This window comes from Curtobacterium sp. ME12 (assembly GCF_903970855.1).
Classification (GTDB): Bacteria; Actinomycetota; Actinomycetes; order Actinomycetales; family Microbacteriaceae; genus Curtobacterium; species Curtobacterium poinsettiae_A.
Window position 1 is genome coordinate 1 of sequence record NZ_CAJCKD010000010.1, and the last position, 21,011, is coordinate 21,011.

Sequence of the window (21,011 nt, forward strand, 5' to 3'; positions counted from 1 at the left end):
ACAATCTTCAATCCAAAAGGAATTGCTTCATGACCCAGCCGGACAAACCGACCAGGCACGAGGTCAATCAATAAATTGGCATTGACAATGTGCACGCTGTTGAGTTCTCAAGGACCAGACGCACTTGCTCCTCGGCTCGAGTTCGAGCTTCAGCCACAAGGCTTGTGTTCTTGGCTTGCCACCGGTTGTTCGTCGGACCCGGAGGTCCAGTGGCTCATCCCGAGGGGAGAGAACCGGTGGGTTTGTCATCCTAGGCGTCGAAGCGATCCGGCGCAAGGCCTGATCTGAACTTCAGTGGAGGATGGTCCCGCTTGAGGGCCGACGTGCTCTGGGCTTTCGCTCCAGCCGCTCCGCCGCACCTTTGGGGTGACGAGTAAGAACTATACGCAGCCCTGAGCGGGTGCGCCAAGCCAGCTCCCATCCCGGGCGTGTCGCGTTGTGCAACACACGTCGCCCGGACGCAGCGATGCCCGGTTCCACAGGGGAACCGGGCACCACAGGTGGTCGAGCAACCGGGATCAGGCGAGTGTCACGCCGGCGAGGGTCTTCTTGCCACGGCGCAGCACGAGCACTCCCCCGGGCAGGGCGAGATCGGACAGCGGGGCGGCCGGATCGTCGGCCCGGACGTTGTTCACGTAGACACCGCCCTGTTCGATCGCGCGGCGGGCTTCACCGAGGGACTTCACGAGTTCGGTCTCCACGAGTGCACGTGCGACGTCCGCTCCGGAGTCGAGCGTGACCGACCCCGGCAGCGCGGCGATCGCCGACCGCAGGGTCTCCGGGTCGAGCGCGCCGAGCTCGCCGTTGCCGAACAACGCGGCTGCGGCATCGATCGCCGCCTGGGTCGCCGCCACCCCGTGCACGATCGAGGTGACCTCGAACGCCAGGGTCCGCTGGGCCGCTCGTCGGAAGGGTTCGTCGGCGACGGCCTGCTCGAGTCGTTCGATCTCGGCACGCGTCAGGAACGTGAACTGCCGCAGCCGGGCGATCACGTCGGCATCCGCCGTGTTGAGCCAGAACTGGTAGAGCGCGTACGGCGAGGTCATCTCGGCATCGAGCCAGATCGCGTTGCCCTCGCTCTTGCCGAACTTCGTGCCGTCGGAGTTCGTGATGAGCGGGGTACCGAGGGCGTGCACCGTCGCACCTTCGGCGCGACGGATGAGCTCGGTGCCGGAGGTCAGGTTGCCCCACTGGTCCGAGCCGCCGGTCTGCAGCGTGCACCCGTACTGGCGCCAGAGCTCGCGGTAGTCGAGCCCCTGCAGGATCTGGTAGCTGAACTCGGTGTAGCTGATCCCCGCATCGGAGTTCAGCCGCGCGGCCACCGCGTCCTTCTTGAGCATCGAGTTGACGCGGAAGTACTTGCCGACGTCACGAAGGAAGTCGATCGCGGACAGGGGGGCGGTCCAGTCGAGGTTGTTCACCAGGCGGACACCGTTGTCGCCGTCCGGGCTGAGGAACCGGGACACCTGAGCCTGCAGCCGGGACACCCACTCCGCCACGGTCTCCGGGGTGTTCAGCGTGCGCTCGGCCGTGGGTCGGGGATCGCCGATGAGGCCGGTCGACCCGCCCACCAACGCGAGCGGCTTGTGCCCGGCGAGCTGCAACCGCCGCATGGTCAGGAGCTGCAGGAGGTTGCCGCAGTGCAGCGACGGCGCCGTCGGGTCGAAGCCGCAGTAGTACGTGATCGGCTCACCGTCGAGGGCCTCTTGCAGCGCGGTCTCGTCGGTCGAGACCTGCACCAGACCGCGCCACTGCAGTTCGTCCCACACCGAGTCGAAGGCCGGGTCGTTCTGCTGGCGCGTCAGGACGTCTTGAGCGGTATCACTGGACACCCCGCCATCGTAGCGGCGACGGACGTCCGGCAGGCGCGGCAGCCGGGAGGCCCGGGGCCGGGTTCACGAGTCGAGGGCGCCCTTGTGCCGTCGGTACGTCGAGACCGTTGGGTCACCCGTCAGCCAGAAGCGCCAGGGGTACCGCACCCCGCCGGCGATGCCGCCGACGCCGGTGCGCGGGCCGCGTGAGATGCGCGTGACCGCAGCGCCCGCGGGCGGACCAGGCAGGGTCTCGGACAGGAGCTCGTCGATCACGCGGGCCGGTCGGGCGGAGGCGAGCCGGGCCTCCAGGCCGGGTGCCAGGGTGAGCACGAACGGGCCGGACCCGTCGAGGAGCGACGTGCCGTCGTCCTGCCCGAGGACCGCTCCGAGCGCACCCCCGAGGTTGCCGGGCCCGCGTGCCAACGCGACGTCCGCGACCTCCGCCCCACGACGCGCTCGCACGACGTCCAGTCCCTCGACGACCTGCGCGCCGCGCAGCAGGGAGCCCGACGAGCTGCCGGCCGGCCCGCTCACCACGTTGACGCAGGTGTGGATGCCGTACGAGCGGTAGGCGTACAGCGTGCCGGGCGGGCCGAAGAGGTGTCGGTTGCGCTCCGTCATCCCCCGATGACCGTGTGATCCGGGATCGGTGGGGCCGGAGTAGGCCTCGACCTCGGTGATGCGGAGCGCCACGCCGCGCCCGGCGATCGTCGCACCGAGCAGGGCCGGCGCGGCGATCGGTGCGGGCTCGGCGAGCAGCGCGGCGATCCCCTCGGTCATCGCGAGAAGGGTGCGCCCTCGGCCAGGTCGCGGACGCGGCGGGTGACGGACGCGAGCTGCTCGGCGACGCGGTCGGGTGCGGTGCCCCCGACGCCGGAGCGCGACGCGACGCTGCCCTCGATGGTCAGGACGGAACGGACGTCGGGCGTGAGGTGCTCGGACACCGCGCGGTACTCGTCGTCGGTCGGTTCGTCGAGCTCGATGCCGCGCTCCTCGCAGTACCGGACGAGCGCGCCGGAGACCTCGTGCGCGTCCCGGAACGGGACGCCCTGGCGGACCAGCCACTCGGCGACGTCCGTCGCGAGCGAGAACCCCTGCGGTGCGAGCTCGGCCATCCGGTCGGTGTCGAAGGTCAGGGTCGCGATCATGCCGGTGAACGCGGGCAGCAGGACCTCGAGCGTGGCGACGGAGTCGAAGACCGGCTCCTTGTCCTCCTGCAGGTCGCGGTTGTAGGCCAGGGGCAGCCCCTTGAGGGTCGCGAGGAGCCCGGTCAGGTTGCCGATCAGACGCCCCGACTTGCCCCTGGCGAGTTCCGCGATGTCCGGGTTCTTCTTCTGCGGCATGATGCTCGAGCCGGTCGAGAACGCGTCGTGGAGTCGGACGAAACCGAACTCCTTCGTGTTCCAGAGGATGACCTCTTCCGACAGCCGCGAGACGTCGATGCCGATCTGCGCGAGGACGAACGCGAACTCGGCGACGACGTCACGGGCGGCCGTGGCGTCGATCGAGTTGTCCGCCGGGCGGTCGAAGCCGAGCTCCGCGGCGATCGCGGCGGGGTCGAGGCCGAGCGAACTGCCCGCCAGCGCACCGGCACCGTACGGGCTGACGCTCGCGCGGCCGGCCCAGTCGCGGAGGCGCTCGAGGTCGCGGACCAGCGGCCAGGCGTGCGCGAGCAGGTGGTGGGCCAGGAGCACGGGCTGCGCGTGCTGCAGGTGCGTGCGCCCCGGCATGATCGCGCCCGGGTGCTCGGTCGCCTGCTGGGTGATCGCGTCGACGAGGTCGATCACGAGCCGGCCGATGCGACGCCCGTGGTCGAGCATGTGCATGCGGCCGAGGGTGGCGATCTGGTCGTTGCGGCTGCGACCCGCGCGGAGCTTGCCGCCGAGTTCGGGACCGAGGTCGGCGATGAGCAGGCGCTCGAGGGCGCCGTGGACGTCCTCGTCGGAGTCGCCCGGCTGCAGTGTGCCGTCAGCGTGCGCCGCTTCGAGCCGGTCGAGGCCGGCGAGCATGCGTTCGAGCTCGTCGGCGGTCAGGTAGCCCGCGGTGTGGAGCGCTCGGGCGTGGGCTCGGGACCCCGCGATGTCGTAGGGCGCGAGCTGCCAGTCGAAGTGCGTCGACTTCGAGAGCGCGGCGAGGGCCGCACTCGGGCCGTCGGCGAAGCGGCCGCCCCAGAGGGCACCGGTGTTGGTGGCGTCGGTCTTCTCGTCGGTCATGTCGTCCTGCGTCGTTTCGTCGGTACTGGGGGCGGGCCGGGCGGCTGGGGCCGCGGGCCGTCGGTCGGTGCGGTGCGGCTGTCGGTCAGTTCGCCGCATCGCGGCGGGCGGAGATCTTGCTGGGCAGTGACCAGAGCTCGATGAACCCCCTGGACACGGACTGGTCGAACGCGTCGCCGGTGTCCGACGTCGCCAGGTCGAAGTCGTAGAGGCTCTGCTCCGACCGACGGCCCGTCACCGTGGCACGCCCACCCTGCAGCCGCAACCGGACGTCGCCGGAGACGTGCTGCTGGGTGTGCTCGACGAAGGCGTCGAGGCTGCGCTTGAGTCCCCCGAACCACAGTCCGTCGTAGACCAGGTCGGCCCACTCGGACTCGACGCCGCGTTTGAACCGGGCGACGTCGCGCTCGAGGGTGAGGCTCTCGAGTTCCTCGTGCGCAGCGATGAGCGCGATCGCGGCCGGCGCCTCGTAGACCTCGCGCGACTTGATGCCGACCACCCGGTCCTCGACGACGTCGATCCGTCCCACCCCGTGCTTGCCGGCGACCGCGTTGAGCTCCTGCACCATGCGCAGCACGCTGAACCGCTGCCCGTCGAGGGCGACCGGGACACCGCGGTCGAAGGTGATCGTGACCTCGTCGGGCGGCTGCGGGAGCGCCGGGTCCTGCGTGGTCGCGTAGAGGTCGGCGGCGGGGGCGTTCCACGGGTCCTCGAGGAGGCCGGTCTCGACGGCCCGCCCCCACACGTTCTGGTCGACCGACCACGGCTCCCGCTCCGAGTGCTGGATCGGCAGCCGGTGCTCCTGGGCGTAGGCGAGGGCGCGGTCGCGGGTCAGGGCGAGGTCCCGAACGGGGGCGACGGTTCGCAGGTCCGGTGCGATCGCCGCGACCGCTGCTTCGAAGCGGACCTGGTCGTTGCCCTTGCCGGTGGAGCCGTGCGCGACGCTGTCGGCACCGAGTTGCTTCGCCGTCAGCGCGAGGTGCTTCGCGATGAGCGGACGGCTCAGCGCCGAGACGAGCGGGTACCGCTTCTGGTAGAGCGCGTTGGCCCGGAGCGCCGGCACGATGTACTCGTCGGCGAACTCGTCCTTGGCGTCGACGACGAGCGATTCGACGGCGCCGCAGTCGAGCGCACGCTGCCGGACCGCACCGAGGTCCTCTCCGCCCTGGCCGACGTCGACCACGAGTGCGACGACGTCCTTGCCGGTGGCGTCGCGCAGCCAGCCGATCCCGACGGAGGTGTCGAGACCGCCGGAGTACGCGAGGACGACGCGGTCAGCCACTGGTGTTCGATCCGTCGGCTAGTCGTTGGCGAGCAGCCAGGCCAGCAGCGCCTTCTGGGCGTGCAGACGGTTCTCCGCCTCGTCCCAGATGATGCTGCGCGGGCCGTCGATGACGTCGGCGGTCACCTCGAACCCACGGTCGGCCGGCAGGCAGTGCATGAAGACTGCGTCGTCGGCGGCGTGCGCCATGAGCGCGTCGTCGACGCGGTACCCCGCGAAGGTGTCGAGACGCGACTGCTTCTCGGACTCCTTGCCCATCGACACCCAGGTGTCGGTGACGACCACGTCGGCGCCCGCCACCGCGGCCACCGGGTCGGTCACCACGAGGACGGAGCCGCCCGTGACGGCGGCGCGTTCCTCGGCGTCGGTGACGACCTGCGCCGACGGGGAGAACTCGGCGGGGGCTGCGACACGGATGTGCATGCCCGCGGTCGCCCCGGCGAGCAGGTACGACTGCGCCATGTTGCTCGCACCGTCGCCGATGAACGCCACGGTCTGCCCGGCGAGGGCACCGCGGTGCTCACGGATGGTGAGCAGGTCGGCGAGGAGCTGGCAGGGGTGGAAGTCGTCGGACAGCGCGTTGACGACGGGGACCGTCGTGCCGGCGGCCATCTCCTCGAGCCCGGCCTGACCGTAGGTGCGCCACACGATCGCCGACACCATGCGCTCGAGCACGCGGGCGGTGTCCGACGGGGTCTCCTTGCCGCCGAGCTGGCTGTTCGCCGTCGAGATGATCAGTGGGCTGCCGCCGAGGTCGGAGATGCCGACGTGGAAGGACACCCGGGTGCGGGTCGACGACTTGTCGAAGATCACCGCGACGCTCTGCGGACCGGCCAGCGGCTGCTCCGCCCAGCGGTCGGCCTTCATGCGGTCGGCGATGTCGAGGATCGCGGACTGCTCGGCCTGGCTCAGGTCGTCGTCACGGAGGAAGTGGCGGGTCATGCGGTGGGCTCCTGCGCTGCGGCGACGGCCGCGAGGCTCTGGGCGAGGATCGACAGGAACTCGTCGATCTCGGCGTCGGACACGATGAGCGGCGGTGCGATGCGCAGGCTCGACTCGTTGGGGGCGTTGATGATGAGGCCACGCTCGAGGGCGGCGGCGTTGACGGCCGGGCCGATCGGACCGGTCAGACCGACGCCGATGAGCAGGCCGGTGCCACGGACCTCTTCCACCAGCGGGGAACCGATGGCGCGGATGCCGTCACGGATCCGCTCGCCCTTGACCACTGCGCCGGCGACCAGGTCGGCGCGCTCGATCTCCTCGAGCACCGCGTTCGCGACGCGGGTGCCGAGCGGGTTGCCGCCGAAGGTCGAACCGTGCTGCCCGGCCGAGAACAGGTCGGACGCCCAGCCGAAGGTGACGAGGGCGCCGATGGGGAAGCCGCCGGCGATCCCCTTGGCGATGGTGATGGCGTCCGGCGTCACACCGTGGCCCTGGAACGCGAACCAGTTGCCGGTCCGGCCGACACCCGTCTGGATCTCGTCGAGGATCAGCAGTGCGCCGTGCTCCGCGGTCAGTCGGCGTGCCGCCAGCAGGAAGCCCTCGGGCAGGTCGACCACGCCGGCCTCGCCCTTGATGGGTTCGAGGACCAGGGCGGCGACGGAGTCGTCGATCGACGCTTCGAGCGCCTCGATCGAGGTGTCGATGTGCTCGACGCCCGGGATCATCGGCAGGAAGTCCTGCTGCAGCGCGGGCTTGCCGGTGAGCGCGAGCGCACCCATGGTGCGGCCGTGGAAGCCCTGCTTGAGCGCGATGATCCGGGTCTTCGTGCCATCCGCACCCTTGTTGAGGCGGGCCAGCTTGAACGCGGCTTCGTTCGCCTCGGCGCCGGAGTTGCCGAAGTAGACACGGCCCGCGTCGCCCGCGCCGGTGATGCGCTTGAGGCGCTCGGCGAGTTCGAGCTGCGGCGGAGTGGCGAAGTAGTTCGACACGTGCACGAGCTTCGCGGCCTGGTCGGCGATCGCCTCGACGAGCGCGGGGTGCGCGTGACCGAGCGAGTTCACCGCGATGCCTGCGAGGAAGTCGAGGTACTCGTTGCCGTCGACGTCCCAGACGCGGCAGCCCTGGCCACGCTCGAGCATGATCTTCGGCGGGGTCAGGGATCGCATGAGCGACGCCCCGAACCGGTCGTTCCAGGTCTCGGTGTGCGTCTCGGTACTCACTGCTGGTGTCCCTTCTCGTCCGTACCCGCCACGTGCTGGCCGGTACTGCTGTCGATCGACGGCGACGCCACGCGACGGCCGATCTCGGCGTGGGTCATCTGGTTCTCGGTTCGTCGGCTCGGGTCCGGGATCACCTCGGTTCCCGCACCCCGCAGGGTGAAGACCTCGAGCAGGATCGAGTGCGGGATCCGGCCGTCGATGATGGTCGCACCGCCGACCCCGCCGACCACGGCGTCGAGGCACGCGGTCATCTTGGGGATCATCCCCGACTCGAGACTCGGCAGGAGTGCACGGAGCTCGTCGACCGCGATGAGGTCGACGATCGAGTCACGGTCGGGCCAGTTGCGGTACAGACCGGGCACGTCGGTGAGCATCATGAGCTTCGAGGCCCGGAGCGCGATCGCCAGGGCACCGGCCGCCGCGTCCGCGTTCACGTTGAGGGCCTGGTCGGGGTGCGCGTCGTCGATCGCGATGCTCGAGACGACCGGGATCCGGCCGGCCTCGATCGCGGCGAGCACACCCGACGGGTCGACGTGGGTGATGTCCCCGACGTGGCCGAGGTCGTACTCCTGGCCGTCGACGACGACGCCCTTCTTCTCGCCGGTGAACAGCGAGCCGCCGTCGCCGAACACGCCGACGGCCAGACCCTCGCCGTGTTCGTTCATCAAGTCGACGATCTCGCGGTTGACCTCCCCCGCCAGGACGTCGCGGACGACGGTGATCGCCTCGGTCGTCGTGACACGGTAGCCGCCGCGGAACTCGGACTCGATGCCCTGTTCCTTGAGGGCGGCGGAGATCTGCGGGCCTCCGCCGTGCACGACGACGGGGTGCAGGCCGGCGTAGCGCAGGTAGACCATGTCCTCGGCGAAGGCGCGCTTCAGGTCCTCGTTCACCATGGCGTTGCCGCCGAACTTGACCACGACGACCTTGCCCGAGAAGCGCTTCAGCCAGGGCAGCGACTCGATGAGCGTCGCGGCCTTGACCGCGGCGAACTCGTGTTCTTCTTCCTTCGTGAGGGGCGTCCCGGCCCCTTCGGTGTCGTTCGCCATCAGCTGGAGTACGCGCTGTTCTCGTGCACGTAGTCGTGCGTGAGGTCGTTGGTCAGGATCGTGGCCGAGTGCGCGCCGACACCGAGGTCGATGCGCACGTGGGTGTCACGCGGGGTCAGGTCGACGGAGTCGCTCGGCTCGTCGGGTGCGCCCGCGTGGCAGACCCGGACGCCGTTCATGCTGACGTCCACCGCGTACGGGTCGAACTCGGCGTCGGTGGTGCCGATCGCTGCGAGCACCCGGCCCCAGTTCGGGTCGTTGCCGAAGACGGCCGCCTTGAACAGGTTGTTCCGGGCGACGCTCCGACCGACGGTCACGGCGTCGTCCTCGGTCGCGGCGTGCACGACCTCGATCGCGATGTCGTGGCTCGCGCCCTCGGCGTCCTGCTGCAGCTGGCGGGCCAGGTCGGCACACACCGCGGTCAGGGCCTCCTGGAAGTCACCGACCTCGGGCGTCACGCCGCTCGCACCCGACGACAGCAGGACGACCGTGTCGTTCGTCGACATGCAGCCGTCGGAGTCGACCCGGTCGAACGTGATGCGGGTGGCGGCGCGGAGCGCCTGGTCGAGCTGGTCCGGAGTCTGCACGGCGTCGGTCGTGATGACGACGAGCATCGTTGCGAGACCCGGGGCGAGCATCCCCGCACCCTTGGCCATGCCGCCGACGGTCCAGCCGTCCTCGGTCACGACGGACTGCTTGGCCTTCGTGTCCGTCGTCATGATCGCGGTCGCCGCATCGGGACCGCCGTCGCCACTGAGTGCCGCACTCGCCAGCTCGACGCCGCGGAGCACGTTGTCGCGGAAGGTCTGGTCGCCCACACCGATGAGCCCGGTGGAGCAGACGACGACGTCGCCGGCTCCGATCCCGAGGGCATCGCCCACGGCTTCGGCCGTCAGGTGCGTGGTCTGGAAGCCGAACGGGCCGGTGAAGCAGTTCGCGCCGCCGGAGTTCAGGACGACGGCACGGGCGACGCCGTCCCCGACGACCTGGCGGGACCAGATGACGGGGTGCGCCTGGGCTCGGTTGCTGGTGAAGACGGCGGCCACGGCTGCGTCGGGCCCGTCGTTGACGACGAGGGCCACGTCCGGCTTGCCGCTCGTCTTCAGGCCTGCGGTGACACCGGCGGCGCGGAAGCCCGCTGCCGCGGTGACGCCCTGGAGGCCCGGCTCGGTCTGGGTGGTCGTGCCTGCGTCGGTCACGGTGCGACTCCGTCCACGCTGAGGCCCGTGGTCTCGGGGAGACCGAGGGCGATGTTCGCCGACTGGACGGCGGCGCCGGCCGTGCCCTTGGCGAGGTTGTCGAGCGCGGTCACCGCGACGACGCGGCCGGCGGCCTCGTCGACGGCGATGCCGACGAGCGCGGTGTTCGCACCGATGGTGTCCGCGACCCGGGGGAACTCGCCTTCGGGCAGCAGGTGCACGAAGGGTTCGTCGGCGTACGCCTGTTCCCACGCGAGCCGGACGTCGCGTGCGCTCACGCCGGGCGAGAGCTTCGCGGTGGTGGTCGCCAGGATCCCCCGCGACATCGGGACCAGGACCGGCGTGAACGAGATCGTCACGTCGGCGGCCCCCGCGACCTGCAGGTTCTGCTGGATCTCGGGGACGTGCCGGTGCGAGCCACCGACGGCGTAGGCGCTGGCGGACCCCATGATCTCGGAGGCCAGGTAGGTGGTGCTGAGCTTCTTGCCGGCGCCACTCGGACCGACGCTGAGCACGGCGACGAGGTCGTCGGACTCGACGAGGCCGGCCTGGACGCCCGGCTGGATGCCGAGCGTCACCGCGGTGACGTTGCAGCCGGGGACCGCGATGCGCTTCGTGCCGACCAGGGCGGAACGCTGCTTGCCCTGCGACGCGATGTCGTCGACCTCGCGCCATTCATCGGCCGAACCCGGGGTGGGCGCCGCGAGCAGGAGCTCGGGCAGCCCGTAGGACCACGCACCGAAGTAGTCGCCGCCGTAGAACCGCTCCCACGCCGCCGGGTCCGTCAGACGGTGGTCTGCGCCGCAGTCGACGACGAGCGCATCATCGCCGAGTTCCGCGGTGATCGCACCCGACTGGCCGTGCGGCAGCGCCAGGAACACCACGTCGTGCCCGCGCAGCGTCTCGGCCGTCGTCTCCGCCAGGGTCAGGTGCGACAGCGAACGGAGGTGCGGCTGGGTCGCGATCAGGGGCTGCCCGGCGTTCGAGAACGCCGTCACCGTCCTGACCTCGAACTCGGGATGGGCGGAGAGCACGCGCAGGAGCTCACCACCCGCGTAGCCGGAGGCTCCCGCCACGGCGACGGATACGGACATGGGATTCCACCTTTGGTCGGACTGGTCGTCGAGAGAGTCGGAGGCGGCGACCCCGGGCGGTGCTGATCCCGTGTGGGTCAGTCGCGCAGGGTCGCCCCGAATCGCTCGCCGGCACGTCGGACAGCGCCGTCACGGGCCTCGGTGGCCTCGGCAGCGGTCAGCGTGCGGTCCGTGGCACGGAAGCGCAGGGCGAACGTCAGGGACTTCTGTCCCTCGTCCACGCCGGAGCCCCGGTAGTCATCCACGAGCCGAGCATACTCCAACAGGTCTCCGGCGCCAGAGCGCACCGCATCCAGCACGTCACCGGCCGGCACACCGGCGTCGACGACGAGCGAGAGGTCCTGCGTGGCTGCCGGGTACGAGACGATCGGCGCGACCGCGACGAGTTCCGGGGCCGCGGCGACCAGCGCGTCGAGGTCGAGCTCGACGACCGCCACCACGCGGGGCAGGACGGCGGCCTCGGCCAGTTCGGGCAGGAGCTCTCCGGCGAGGCCCACGACCGTGCCGTCGACGAGCAGCGACGCGGCACGGCCCGGGTGCAGGGACGGGTGGGTCGTCTGGGCGACGGTGAGTTCGACACCGACGGCCCAGGCGACCTGGCGGGCCGCATCGATCGCGTCGGCGATGCCGAACGGTTCCGCCGTGGTGCCGGGCTGCTTGACGACCCGGTGGCCGGTCAGCAGTGCGGCGACGTGGAAGGGCTGGGCGGGCAGCGAGGCGTCCAGCGCCTCGAGCGCCGCACGATCGGGCCGGGCGGCACCCGCCGGGACCTCATCGGTGCCGAGCGTCACGCCCGTCACCGGCAGGAACACCCGGGACGTCTCGTAGAGCGCGACGTCGACGAGCCCGCGCGACACGTTGCGACGGGCTGCGTCGACCAGGGCCGGGACGCCGCTCCGGCGCAGGAGGTTCTGCTCGCTGTCCAGGGCGTTGGCGAGCACGACGCTCGGTCCGCCCTGCGGGTCGATCCCCGGGTAAGCGTCCTGCGTGGCCACCGACACGAACGGTGCCGTGACGACCTCGGTCAGGCCCGCGGCGGCCAGCGCCGCGGCGACCCGACGACGAGCCTGCTGGTGCCGGGTCAGGCCCCGACCGGGCGGAGCGACCGGCAGCACGCTCGGGATCCGGTCGTAGCCGACGATACGCGCGACCTCTTCGACGAGGGTGGTGTCGTCGGTCAGGTCGGGACGCCAGGTGGGCGGGGTGACCGAGAGCTGCTCGTCGTCGGCCTCGACCGTGGCACCGATCGCACGGAGCGTGTCGATGACCTCGGCGTCGGTGTAGTCGACGCCGACGAGGTCGGCCGGACGCGAGAGCCGCATCGTCACGGTCGCCCGCGGCTCGGTGTCGACGAGCGTGGACCCGAGGGCGTCGGCGGTGCCGCCGGCGAGCTCGACGAGGAGCTCGACGGCACGGTTCGCCGCGGCCTCGGCCACCTGCGGGTCGACTCCACGCTCGAAGCGACGGGATGCCTCGCTGGGGAGCTTGTGGCGACGAGCGGTGCGGGCGATGGAGACCTGGTCGAACCCGGCGGCCTCGATCAGGACGTCGGTCGTGCTCGCCGAGATCTCGGTGCGGGCTCCGCCCATGACGCCGGCGAGGCCGACGGGGCCGTCGTCGTCGGTGATGACGAGGTCTTCCGGGTCGAGCTTCCGGACCGTGCCGTCGAGGGTCTCGAGCGTCTCGCCGGCGATCGCCCGGCGCACGCCGAGGCCGCCCGCGACGGTCTGCAGGTCGTAGCCGTGGAGCGGCTGGCCGAGCTCGAACATGACGTAGTTCGTGATGTCGACGGGCAGGGAGATGGAGCGCACCCCGGCAAGCGAGAGGCGCGAAACCATCCAGGCCGGTGTCTTCGCGGCCGGATCGATCCCGCGCACGACGCGCGTGACGAACGTCGACGCTCCGACGCGACCCCGGATCGGGGCCCGGTCGTCGATCGTGACCCGGAAGCCCTCGGCCGCACGCGGCGCGACGCGGTCGACGGGGTCGTGGAAGCTGGCTCCGGTGGCGTGCGCGTACTCACGGGCGACCCCGCGCATGCTGAGCACGTAGCCGCGGTCCGGTGTGACGTTGATCTCGACCGCGGCGTCGTCGAGGCCGAGGAGCGCGATGGCGTCGGCGCCGACGGTGGGGTCCATGCCGAGGTCTGCGAACCGCAGGATGCCGTCGTGCTCGTCACCGAGCCCGAGCTCGCGGGCCGAGGCGATCATGCCGTCTGACACGTGTCCGTAGGTCTTGCGGGCGGCGATCGGGAACGGCCCGGGCAGGACTGCGCCGGGCAGCGTGACGACGACGAGGTCGCCGACGTCGAAGTTGTGCGCGCCGCAGACGATGCCGCGCGGCTCGGCTTCACCGACGTCCACCTGGCACCAGTTGATGGTCTTGCCGTTCTTCTGCGGTTCGGGGACGCGCTCCAGGACCCGGCCGACCACGATGGGACCGGTCAGGTCGAAGGTGTGGACGTCCTCTTCCTCGAAGCCGACCGACACGAGCGCCGCGTGGACGTGCTCGAGGGTGACGTCCTCGGGGAGGTCGACGGACTCACCGAGCCAACGGAGTGGGACGCGCATCAGACCACCGTTCCGAACTGCTGCGAGAAGCGGATGTCGCCCTCGAGGAAGTCACGCATGTCGTTCAGGCCGTTGCGGAACTGCAGTGTCCGCTCGATGCCCATGCCGAACGCGAAGCCCTGGTACTCGTCCGGGTCGATCCCGGCGGCACGCAGGACGTTGGGGTTCACCATGCCGCAGCCACCCCACTCGACCCACCGCGCGCCGCCCTTGGCGTTCGGCTGCCAGACGTCCATCTCGGCGCTGGGCTCGGTGAACGGGAAGTAGTTCGGGCGGAGCCGGATCTGTGCCTCGGCGCCGAACATCTGCCGGGCGAAGTGCTCGAGCGTGCCGCGCAGGTGCGCCATCGTCAGGCCCTTGTCGATCGCGATGCCCTCGACCTGGGTGAAGACCGGCAGGTGCGTGGCATCGAGCTCGTCGGCACGGTAGACGCGGCCCGGCGCGATGACGTACAGCGGGAGGTCACGCGACAGCAGCGACCGCACCTGCACCGGGGAGGTGTGGGTGCGCATGACCAGGTGCCGGTCGACGGGCTCGACGAAGATCGTGTCCGCCATGGCCCGGGCCGGGTGGTCCTGGTCGAAGTTGAGCGCGTCGAAGTTGAACCACTCGTGCTCGAGCTCGGGGCCTTCCGCCACTTCCCACCCCATGCCGACGAAGATGTCGGCGACGGCTTCGTTCAGCAGCGAGAGCGGGTGGCGGGAGCCGACGGCGCGGTGGACCGGCAACGCGGTGACGTCGACGCGCTCGGCTTCGAGCCGTGCGCGCTCCTCGGCCACCGCGAGCACGGATTCCTGCTCGGCGATCGCCGCGTTCACCCGCCCACGGGCCTGCCCGACGAGCTTGCCCGCCGCGGCCTTCTGCTCCGGCGGCACACTGCGCATCGATGCGTTCATCCGCGCCAACGGTGACTGCTCACCGGTGTGCTCGGCCCTGGCCTGCTTCAGTTCGGCGACCGTCGTCGTGGCACGGACGGCGGCGAAGGCCGCGTCCACCGCGTCGGCGACGGCCGATTCACTGATCTCGAGAGGTTCTGACACGAGACCCAAGCCTACCGGCCGTCGGGATACCACCCACCTGCACCGAGCGGACGGTGGATGGCCGACGCCGACGACCGGTCCGTGGAGGAGCGTCAGTTCCGGAGCGCGAAGGCCGACTCGTACAGGCAGACCGACGCGGCGGTGGCGAGGTTCATCGACTCCGCCTGTCCGTAGATCGGCACCTTGACGGCCCGGTCGACGAGGGCGAGGTCCTCGGCGGTCAGCCCGCGGGCCTCGTTGCCGAAGACCCACGCGGTCGGTCCGTCGAGCATCCCCTCGGCACGGACCACCGGCAGGTCGTCGCCGGAGACGTCCGCCGCGAGCACCGTGTACCCGAGGGCCTTCGCCCGCTCGATCGTGTCCGCCAGGGTCACGCCGACGGACACCGGGACGTGGAACAGGGACCCGGTCGTCGACCGGACGACCTTCGGGTTGTACGGGTCGACCGAGCGTCCGGTCAGGACCACCGCGTCGGCACCGGCGGCGTCGGCGGCCCGGATGATCGTGCCGGCGTTCCCCGGGTCCCGCACCTCTTCGAGGATGGCGACCAGTCCGGGCAACGCGGCCTGCTCGTCGGACGCATCACGGGCCTCCCGGTCGGCGGCGGCCGCAGCGCGGTCCGGGAAGACGTCCTTCACCGACGTCGGGAACTGCTGGCACACCGCCACCACGCCCTGCGGCGTGACCGTGTCGGCCATCGCGTCGAGCACCTGCTCGGTCACGAACCAGGTGTCCACGGGCGCATCGTCGAGCCCGTAGCGGGCAGCGGCGGTCGGGGTCACGTACAGCTCGCGCAGGAGCTCCGGGGCGTACTCCAGCGCTTCGCGGACCGCTTGGGGCCCTTCCAGCAGGAACAGGCCGGTCTCGGCCCGGACGTCCTTCTTGGCCAGGGCCGCGACGGCCTTCACGCGTCCGGCACGGGGGTTCTCGAGGAGATCGCTCACGACCCAAGTCTAGGAACGACGAAACCCCCGCCGTGCGGCGGGGGTTTCGCGAGCAGAAGAACTGACTACGCAGCCTTCGGGGCCGAGGTGTCGGCCGGGAGGGCCTTCTTCGCGGTCTCGACGAGCGCCGTGAAGGTCTCGGGGTTGTTCACCGCGAGGTCGGCGAGGATACGACGGTCGACCTCGACGCCGGCCAGGTTGAGACCCTGGATGAGGCGGTTGTAGGTCAGGCCGTTCGCACGGGACGCAGCGTTGATGCGCTGGATCCAGAGGCGACGGAACTCGCCCTTCTTCGCGTGACGGTCGCGGTACGCGTAGACGAGGGAGTGGGTGACCTGCTCCTTGGCCTTGCGGTACAGGCGCGAACGCTGGCCGCGGTAGCCCTCGGCGCGTTCGAGGATGACGCGGCGCTTCTTGGCGGCGTTGACCGCTCTCTTTACTCGTGCCATTGCACTATTCCTTTACGATCCGGGGGCTCAGTGGCCGAGGAGCTTCTTGACGTTCTTCGCGTCAGCCTTGGAGAGGACCTGGTCCTCGTTCAGGCGGGCCTTGCGCTTGGCGCTCTTGACCTCGAGGTTGTGACGCATACCGGCCTGCTGCTTCATGATCTTGCCGGTACCGGTGACCTTGAAGCGCTTCTTCGACCCGGAGTGGGTCTTCTGCTTGGGCATGGTGGTGCCTTTCCGTGGGATGGATGGGGGGCCGCGTCGTTGCGGGGTCGGTCCGGGGACCTATTCGGCCGCGGCGTCCGTGGACTTCGCGGCTGCCTCGGACGTGGAACCGGCCTCGGCCTCGTCCTTGCCCTTCGCGGCGTGCTCGGTGGCACGACGCTCGGCCTTCTGCGCAGCACGCTTGGCGTTCTGCTCGCCCTTGACGTCGGACTTGTTCTTGAGCGGAGCGATGATCATCGTCATGTTGCGGCCGTCCTGGGTCGGACGGGACTCGACGACACCGAACTCGGCGATCTCTTCCGCGAACTTCTGGAGGAGACGGACACCCTGCTCCGGACGCGACTGCTCGCGACCACGGAAGAGGATCATCGCCTTCACCTTGTCGCCACCGAGGAGGAACCCCTCGGCGCGCTTGCGCTTCGTCTCGTAGTCGTGCACGTCGATCTTCAGGCGGAAACGGACCTCTTTCAGGTCCGTGTTCACCTGGTTGCGACGGGCTTCCTTGGCCTTCTGAGCGGCTTCGTACTTGAACTTGCCGTAGTCCATGATCTTGGCCACGGGCGGCTTCGAGTTCGGCGCGACCTCGACCAGATCCAGTTCGGCTTCCTGCGCGAGACGCAGTGCCATGGCGATCGGGACAACGCCGACCTGCTCACCCTGCGGACCGACGAGTCGGACTTCGGGAACGCGGATTCGGTCGTTGGTACGGGGATCGGTGATGCGGAGCTCCTTCAATCAGGTGGTGGCCGTCCGGGGCGTTTGCCCTGGACGACAGCACGAGAGAGGAGATCTGACGCACGGGATGTCGACCCGTTCGGCAGCCGCCCTGCATCGGGTCCGTCGGACCCGACCGACGAGCACAACTCGTGCACTCGCGGAGCGGTAGTGACCCGGTAGCCTGGTGGAACGCGGCCGCGGGTGGGAGAGACTCCTCTTTCGTGACACCGTCCGGACGCTCTCAGGAATACCTGGGGGCACACGGACAGCATCTGCCGCGGGCAAGCCTAGCAGAGGAGCACCGTGAGCGACACCCCGACCGACGAGGACAGCATCGGCATCGACGCCGCCAGGGACATCGCGGAGGTGCCGGCGGTCGAACTCATCAACACCGTTGCGGTGCACCTGCTCAGTGCCGCGGCCGTGAAGGTCGGCCTGGCCGACGACCCACAGGAGCAGACCGACCTGGACGAGGCGCGGAAGCTCATCACCGCGCTGGCCGGACTGGTCACGGCCGCCGCGACCGAGATCGGCGACCACCACGCCCGCCCGCTCCGCGACGGGCTGCGGTCGCTGCAGCTCGCCTTCCGCGAGGCGTCGGCGATCCCGGACCCGATCGGCGCCGGACCGGGCGAGAAGTACACGGGTCCCGTCAACTAGACGACGTCACCAGATGGCGGACGGGAGGCCCGTGGCGGTGTCGCCACGGGCCTCCCGTCCGTCCGTGGGTCGCGCTCAGGACCCGCTGTCGCCGACCAGGCGCGCGACGGCCGCGAGCGGGATGCCGACCCAGTCGGGTCGGTTGCGGGTCTCGTAGACGACCTCGTAGACCGCCTTGTCGAGCTCGAAGGCGTCGAGCAGTGCGCTGTGGGCGGCGAGGTCCGCGCCGGCGCCCTGCTGGTAGCCCTCGAGGAAGCGTGCCCGTGCCTCGGCCGCCCAGGCGGCCGCGTCGACCGGTTCGGCGTCGTGCGCCAGCGCACCCGCGACGTAGTCGAACGAGCGGAGCATGCCCGCGACGTCGCGCAGGGCGACGTCCGGCAGCGAGCGTTCGTCGAGGGGGCGGAGCGGTTCGCCCTCGAAGTCCAGGAAGACCCACCCGCGGGGGTCCGGTGCCGACAGGACCTGTCCGAGGTGCAGGTCACCGTGGATGCGCTGCAGGTCCGGCCACGCGGCATCGGCGGCACGGTCGTAGACCGCACGGACGGCGTCGGCGTGTTCGGCGACGGCCGGGGCCTCGCGGGCGGCGGTGTCGAGCCGGGCGTGCATCGTCGCGACGGCGGCGTCCCGTCGGGGGGCGTCTGCCGGTTCCGTCGGCAGCGCTCCGGCCAGGGTGCGGTGCACGTCGGCGAGCGCGGCACCGAGCCGCTCGGCGCGGTCACCGAACGGGGCGCCGACCTGCGCCTCCTGCAGGGCGACGCGCCAGGCGTCGTCGAGCCCGGGCAGGAACTCCTGGGCGAAGGCGAGGTGTCCGGTCGCCGTGCCGTCCGGGCGTCCGACGTCGGGCCAGTCGGCGCGGAGCGCACCGTAGACCCGCGGCACCCGCGTGCTGCCCGCCGCGGTGAGGGCGAGCTGCGTGGTCACGTCGGGGTTGTCGCCGTGGTGCAGCACGCGGAAGACCTTGATGATGACGCGGTCGCCGGAGTCGGTGTCGCAGATGACCGACGTGTTGGACTGCTCGCCCGTCAGGACGCGGGCCGCGGTGACCCGGCCGATCGGGCTGAGGCTGTCCGGTGCCGCGTCGATGCGTGCGGCGAGTGCCGACACCCACGCGAGGTCGGTGGTGGCGTCGACGATCGCGCCGTCGCGGTCGCTGGTGATCGGTGACTGGTAGAGGACGGGGACCGCGGGGGCCTCGTCGAGCACCAGCCGCGTCCCGTCGTCGGTGGAGATCGTCCGGAGGTGTGGCACGGACCCCTTCGAGGCGTACCAGCGGCGGTCGGCGATCCAGGACTCGAGGTCGCGGTCGCTCGGCGTGCTGGTGTCGGGGGCGCTCGTGACTGCGCTGGCGTCTGCGCTCGTGACTGCGCTGGTGTCTGCGCGGGTGTCTGCGCGGGTGTCTGCGCGGGTGTCGGGGGCGCTGGGTGCTCCGTCGGTCATGCAGCGGAACCTACGCGCCGTGCCCTGGCGAGGTGCCGAGTCCCCCACAGGACGGGACGGGGAGCGCTCCGTCCACAGAACCCCGCTGCCCCCGGTCTGACACGGGTGCATCGGACGACACTTGCGGCATGCCCCGATCCGCTGCCGCTCCTCCCCCCGCCGCTGACGCTGCACGTGCGCTCCCCGACCCCCGCCGGACCTGGCGGGTCCTCGACGACCGCAGGCTCCCCGCACTCGAGCCGTTCGCCGCCGACGTGCGCCGCCACGAAGCGGTGACGGTGCGCGAGACGGTGTGGGACTCCGACGACCGGGTGCTCGCCGCCGAGGGCGTCGTGCTCACACGCTTGTCGGACGGCACCTGGACGATCGACCGGGGTGCCGACGGGGTCGGCCCGGAACCGCTCGACGGCGCCTCCGACGATCCCCCACGGGACGCCGTCGAGGTGTTCCTGCGTGGTCGTCCGCTGCGGGTGGTCCTGGTCCGTGACACCACCACGACGCTCGTGACCCTCCGCGGCAGGGACGGCCGGGTGCGGGCCGAGGTCGCCGACGTGCGCGTGGACGACGGCGACCCGGACACCACCGTGCTGCGGTCGTCGCGGTGGTGGGCCCTGACGGACGACGGACACGACGGTGCCACGGCACGAGCGGCCGGACGAGCGTTGCACGACGCTGCGACCGATCCGGTGGACGTCGCGTCGGCTCCGCTCCCCCGGGGCCCGGAGCCCGCCCCGGAGCGCCGACGCGGCCGAGCGAAGCGCCTCCGGCCGGACACCGCCGCGGGGTTCGTCCTGCGGGTGCTCGGTGCCCTGCGGCGTGACCTCGTGGCGGCGGAACCCCGGGTACGAGCCGACGAACCCGAGGCCGTGCACGACCTGCGGAAGGTGCTGCGACGCCTGCGGAGTGTGCTCGCGGCGTTCCGCGGCGCGCTCGACCGTCAGGCGACGGAGCAACTCCGTGCCGCCCTGGCCGAGACCGGGCAGGTCGCCGGGACCGCTCGCGACGCCGAGGTGCTGCACGCCGGCCTGTCCCGGTCGGCGGCACGCGCCCCCGACGGGTACGTGGACGCGGAGACCCTCGACCGCATCGGTTCGGAGACCGCGGAACGCCGCGGCGTCGCTGCGGCCGAGCTGCGGCGAGCGCTGCGTTCCGACGCCTGGTTCCGGACACTCGACGCCCTCGACGACCTGCTGCTGCGGGCGCCGGCCGGCCCGCACGCGGACGACGACGGGGCCACGTTCGTCACCCGGCGCATCCGGCACGAGCGGGCACGCGTCGGTCGGCTGCTCGGTAACCCCGGCGATGACCTCGACACCCTGCACGAGGTCCGGAAGGCCGCGCGCCGGTTGCGCTACGCCCTGCAGGCGGCCGGTGATCTTCCCGACGTCGGGAAACGCCGGCTCGGTCGACTGCGACGGGTGCAGGAGACCCTGGGCGAGACGCTCGACGCCGCGCACGCGGCCGATGCGTACCGACGGCTGGCAGCCGTGGCGGCGCAGCGCGGTGAGGACACGTTCGGGTACGGCGTCCTGGCGACGACCGAGCAAGCGGCCAGCACGCAGGGGCTGCACCGATCGCGGAAGCTGCTCGCGCGGCTCTGACCGGGTGCGAGAATCGGGCCGTGCCGCACTACTTCGAGGACCTCGCTGCCGGGCAGACCTTCACCACGCCGGGGCGCACCATCACCGAGGCGGACGTGGTGTCGTTCGCCTCGTGGACGAACGACAACAACCAGGTGCACACGGACGTCGAGTTCGCGGGGAGGACCCGGTACGGGCAGCGGATCGTGCACGGGTTGCTCGGCACCTCGCTGTGCCTCGGGCTCATCGCACGCACGGGCGTGTTCGAGGGGTCCGCGGTGGCACTGCTCGGGATCGATCAGTGGCGCTTCACCGAGCCGGTGTTCATCGGGGACACCGTGACCTGCACCGTCGAGGTCCTCGGCACCCGGCTGACGAGTTCGGGCACGACCGGGATCGTCGAACGAGCGGTGGCCCTGCGGAACCAGCACGGCACGGTCGTCCAGCAGGGACGGATGGACGTCATGGTCCTCACCCGCGACGCCGCGATCGGCTGAGCGACCGCTCGACGAGCGCCAGCGGAACCTGCTCCGCGCAATCCCGGCGCCCTCTTTACAACGATGTACCAGCACGGGAGCA

The 21,011-nt window shown here is 71.0% G+C and carries 19 protein-coding genes; 3 read left to right on the forward strand and 16 right to left on the reverse strand.

The window, feature by feature from the left end:
• Positions 1-518: 518 nt before the first annotated feature.
• The 15 genes from tyrS to infC form a co-directional block, all read right to left on the reverse strand.
• Entirely contained in the window at positions 519-1,832 is a 1,314-nt protein-coding gene (tyrS, locus tag H7A73_RS06890) for a tyrosine--tRNA ligase (protein WP_259362759.1), read from the reverse strand.
• A gap of 63 nt (positions 1,833-1,895) precedes the next feature.
• A complete protein-coding gene (locus H7A73_RS06895) occupies positions 1,896-2,594 on the reverse strand; it encodes a DNA-3-methyladenine glycosylase (protein ID WP_182065263.1) in 699 nt (232 codons plus the stop codon).
• Positions 2,591-4,027, reverse strand: a complete 1,437-nt coding sequence (gene argH, locus H7A73_RS06900; RefSeq protein ID WP_182065264.1) for an argininosuccinate lyase — start codon at positions 4,025-4,027, stop codon at positions 2,591-2,593. The genes H7A73_RS06895 and argH overlap by 4 nt, the downstream gene beginning before the upstream one ends.
• Before the next feature lie 85 nt (positions 4,028-4,112).
• The gene (locus tag H7A73_RS06905; RefSeq protein ID WP_182065265.1) at positions 4,113-5,309 is read right to left on the reverse strand and encodes an argininosuccinate synthase; all 1,197 of its coding nucleotides are present in this window, start codon (positions 5,307-5,309) and stop codon (positions 4,113-4,115) included.
• Positions 5,310-5,327: 18 nt separating this feature from the next.
• Entirely contained in the window at positions 5,328-6,251 is a 924-nt protein-coding gene (gene argF / locus H7A73_RS06910) for an ornithine carbamoyltransferase (RefSeq protein WP_182065266.1), read from the reverse strand.
• Positions 6,248-7,471 carry an acetylornithine transaminase gene (locus H7A73_RS06915; RefSeq protein WP_182065267.1) on the reverse strand — a complete coding sequence of 408 codons (1,224 nt, stop codon included), beginning with the start codon at positions 7,469-7,471 and terminating at the stop codon, positions 6,248-6,250. The genes argF and H7A73_RS06915 overlap by 4 nt, the downstream gene beginning before the upstream one ends.
• Positions 7,468-8,520 carry an acetylglutamate kinase gene (gene argB, locus H7A73_RS06920; protein ID WP_182065268.1) on the reverse strand — a complete coding sequence of 351 codons (1,053 nt, stop codon included), beginning with the start codon at positions 8,518-8,520 and terminating at the stop codon, positions 7,468-7,470. Before argB ends, H7A73_RS06915 begins: the two co-directional genes overlap by 4 nt.
• Positions 8,520-9,719 (reverse strand): bifunctional glutamate N-acetyltransferase/amino-acid acetyltransferase ArgJ, encoded by a 1,200-nt coding sequence (argJ, locus tag H7A73_RS06925; RefSeq protein ID WP_182065269.1) that lies wholly within the window; start codon positions 9,717-9,719, stop codon positions 8,520-8,522. The genes argB and argJ overlap by 1 nt, the downstream gene beginning before the upstream one ends.
• Complete coding sequence (locus H7A73_RS06930) at positions 9,716-10,813, reverse strand: N-acetyl-gamma-glutamyl-phosphate reductase (RefSeq protein ID WP_182065270.1); 1,098 nt, start codon at positions 10,811-10,813, stop codon at positions 9,716-9,718. The genes argJ and H7A73_RS06930 overlap by 4 nt, the downstream gene beginning before the upstream one ends.
• 77 nt (positions 10,814-10,890) lie before the next feature.
• Positions 10,891-13,383, reverse strand: a complete 2,493-nt coding sequence (gene pheT, locus H7A73_RS06935; RefSeq protein ID WP_182065271.1) for a phenylalanine--tRNA ligase subunit beta — start codon at positions 13,381-13,383, stop codon at positions 10,891-10,893.
• Positions 13,383-14,423: a phenylalanine--tRNA ligase subunit alpha gene (gene pheS, locus H7A73_RS06940; RefSeq protein ID WP_182065272.1), complete on the reverse strand. Its 1,041-nt coding sequence runs from the start codon at positions 14,421-14,423 to the stop codon at positions 13,383-13,385. Before pheS ends, pheT begins: the two co-directional genes overlap by 1 nt.
• Positions 14,424-14,515: 92 nt before the next feature.
• Positions 14,516-15,367: a TrmH family RNA methyltransferase gene (locus H7A73_RS06945; RefSeq protein WP_182065273.1), complete on the reverse strand. Its 852-nt coding sequence runs from the start codon at positions 15,365-15,367 to the stop codon at positions 14,516-14,518.
• Positions 15,368-15,432: 65 nt separating this feature from the next.
• Positions 15,433-15,816, reverse strand: coding sequence for a 50S ribosomal protein L20 (rplT, locus tag H7A73_RS06950; protein WP_017887975.1), 384 nt, complete (start codon positions 15,814-15,816; stop codon positions 15,433-15,435).
• Between the two features lie 27 nt (positions 15,817-15,843).
• Positions 15,844-16,038: a 50S ribosomal protein L35 gene (rpmI, locus tag H7A73_RS06955; protein WP_056120818.1), complete on the reverse strand. Its 195-nt coding sequence runs from the start codon at positions 16,036-16,038 to the stop codon at positions 15,844-15,846.
• A gap of 60 nt (positions 16,039-16,098) precedes the next feature.
• Positions 16,099-16,773 (reverse strand): translation initiation factor IF-3, encoded by a 675-nt coding sequence (infC, locus tag H7A73_RS06960; protein WP_182065274.1) that lies wholly within the window; start codon positions 16,771-16,773, stop codon positions 16,099-16,101.
• A gap of 285 nt (positions 16,774-17,058) precedes the next feature.
• On the opposite strand from infC, the gene H7A73_RS06965 reads away from it, so the two are divergent.
• A complete protein-coding gene (locus H7A73_RS06965; RefSeq protein WP_182065275.1) occupies positions 17,059-17,415 on the forward strand; it encodes a DUF1844 domain-containing protein in 357 nt (118 codons plus the stop codon).
• Positions 17,416-17,490: 75 nt separating this feature from the next.
• Here the strand turns inward: H7A73_RS06965 and H7A73_RS06970 are convergent, their stop codons facing one another.
• The gene (locus H7A73_RS06970) at positions 17,491-18,852 is read right to left on the reverse strand and encodes a phosphotransferase (RefSeq protein ID WP_182065276.1); all 1,362 of its coding nucleotides are present in this window, start codon (positions 18,850-18,852) and stop codon (positions 17,491-17,493) included.
• Between the two features lie 128 nt (positions 18,853-18,980).
• On the opposite strand from H7A73_RS06970, the gene H7A73_RS06975 reads away from it, so the two are divergent.
• Both H7A73_RS06975 and H7A73_RS06980 read left to right on the forward strand, forming a co-directional pair.
• Positions 18,981-20,453: a CHAD domain-containing protein gene (locus H7A73_RS06975; RefSeq protein ID WP_182065277.1), complete on the forward strand. Its 1,473-nt coding sequence runs from the start codon at positions 18,981-18,983 to the stop codon at positions 20,451-20,453.
• Positions 20,454-20,473: 20 nt separating this feature from the next.
• Positions 20,474-20,929 carry a MaoC/PaaZ C-terminal domain-containing protein gene (locus H7A73_RS06980; protein ID WP_182065278.1) on the forward strand — a complete coding sequence of 152 codons (456 nt, stop codon included), beginning with the start codon at positions 20,474-20,476 and terminating at the stop codon, positions 20,927-20,929.
• Positions 20,930-21,011: the final 82 nt, after the last annotated feature.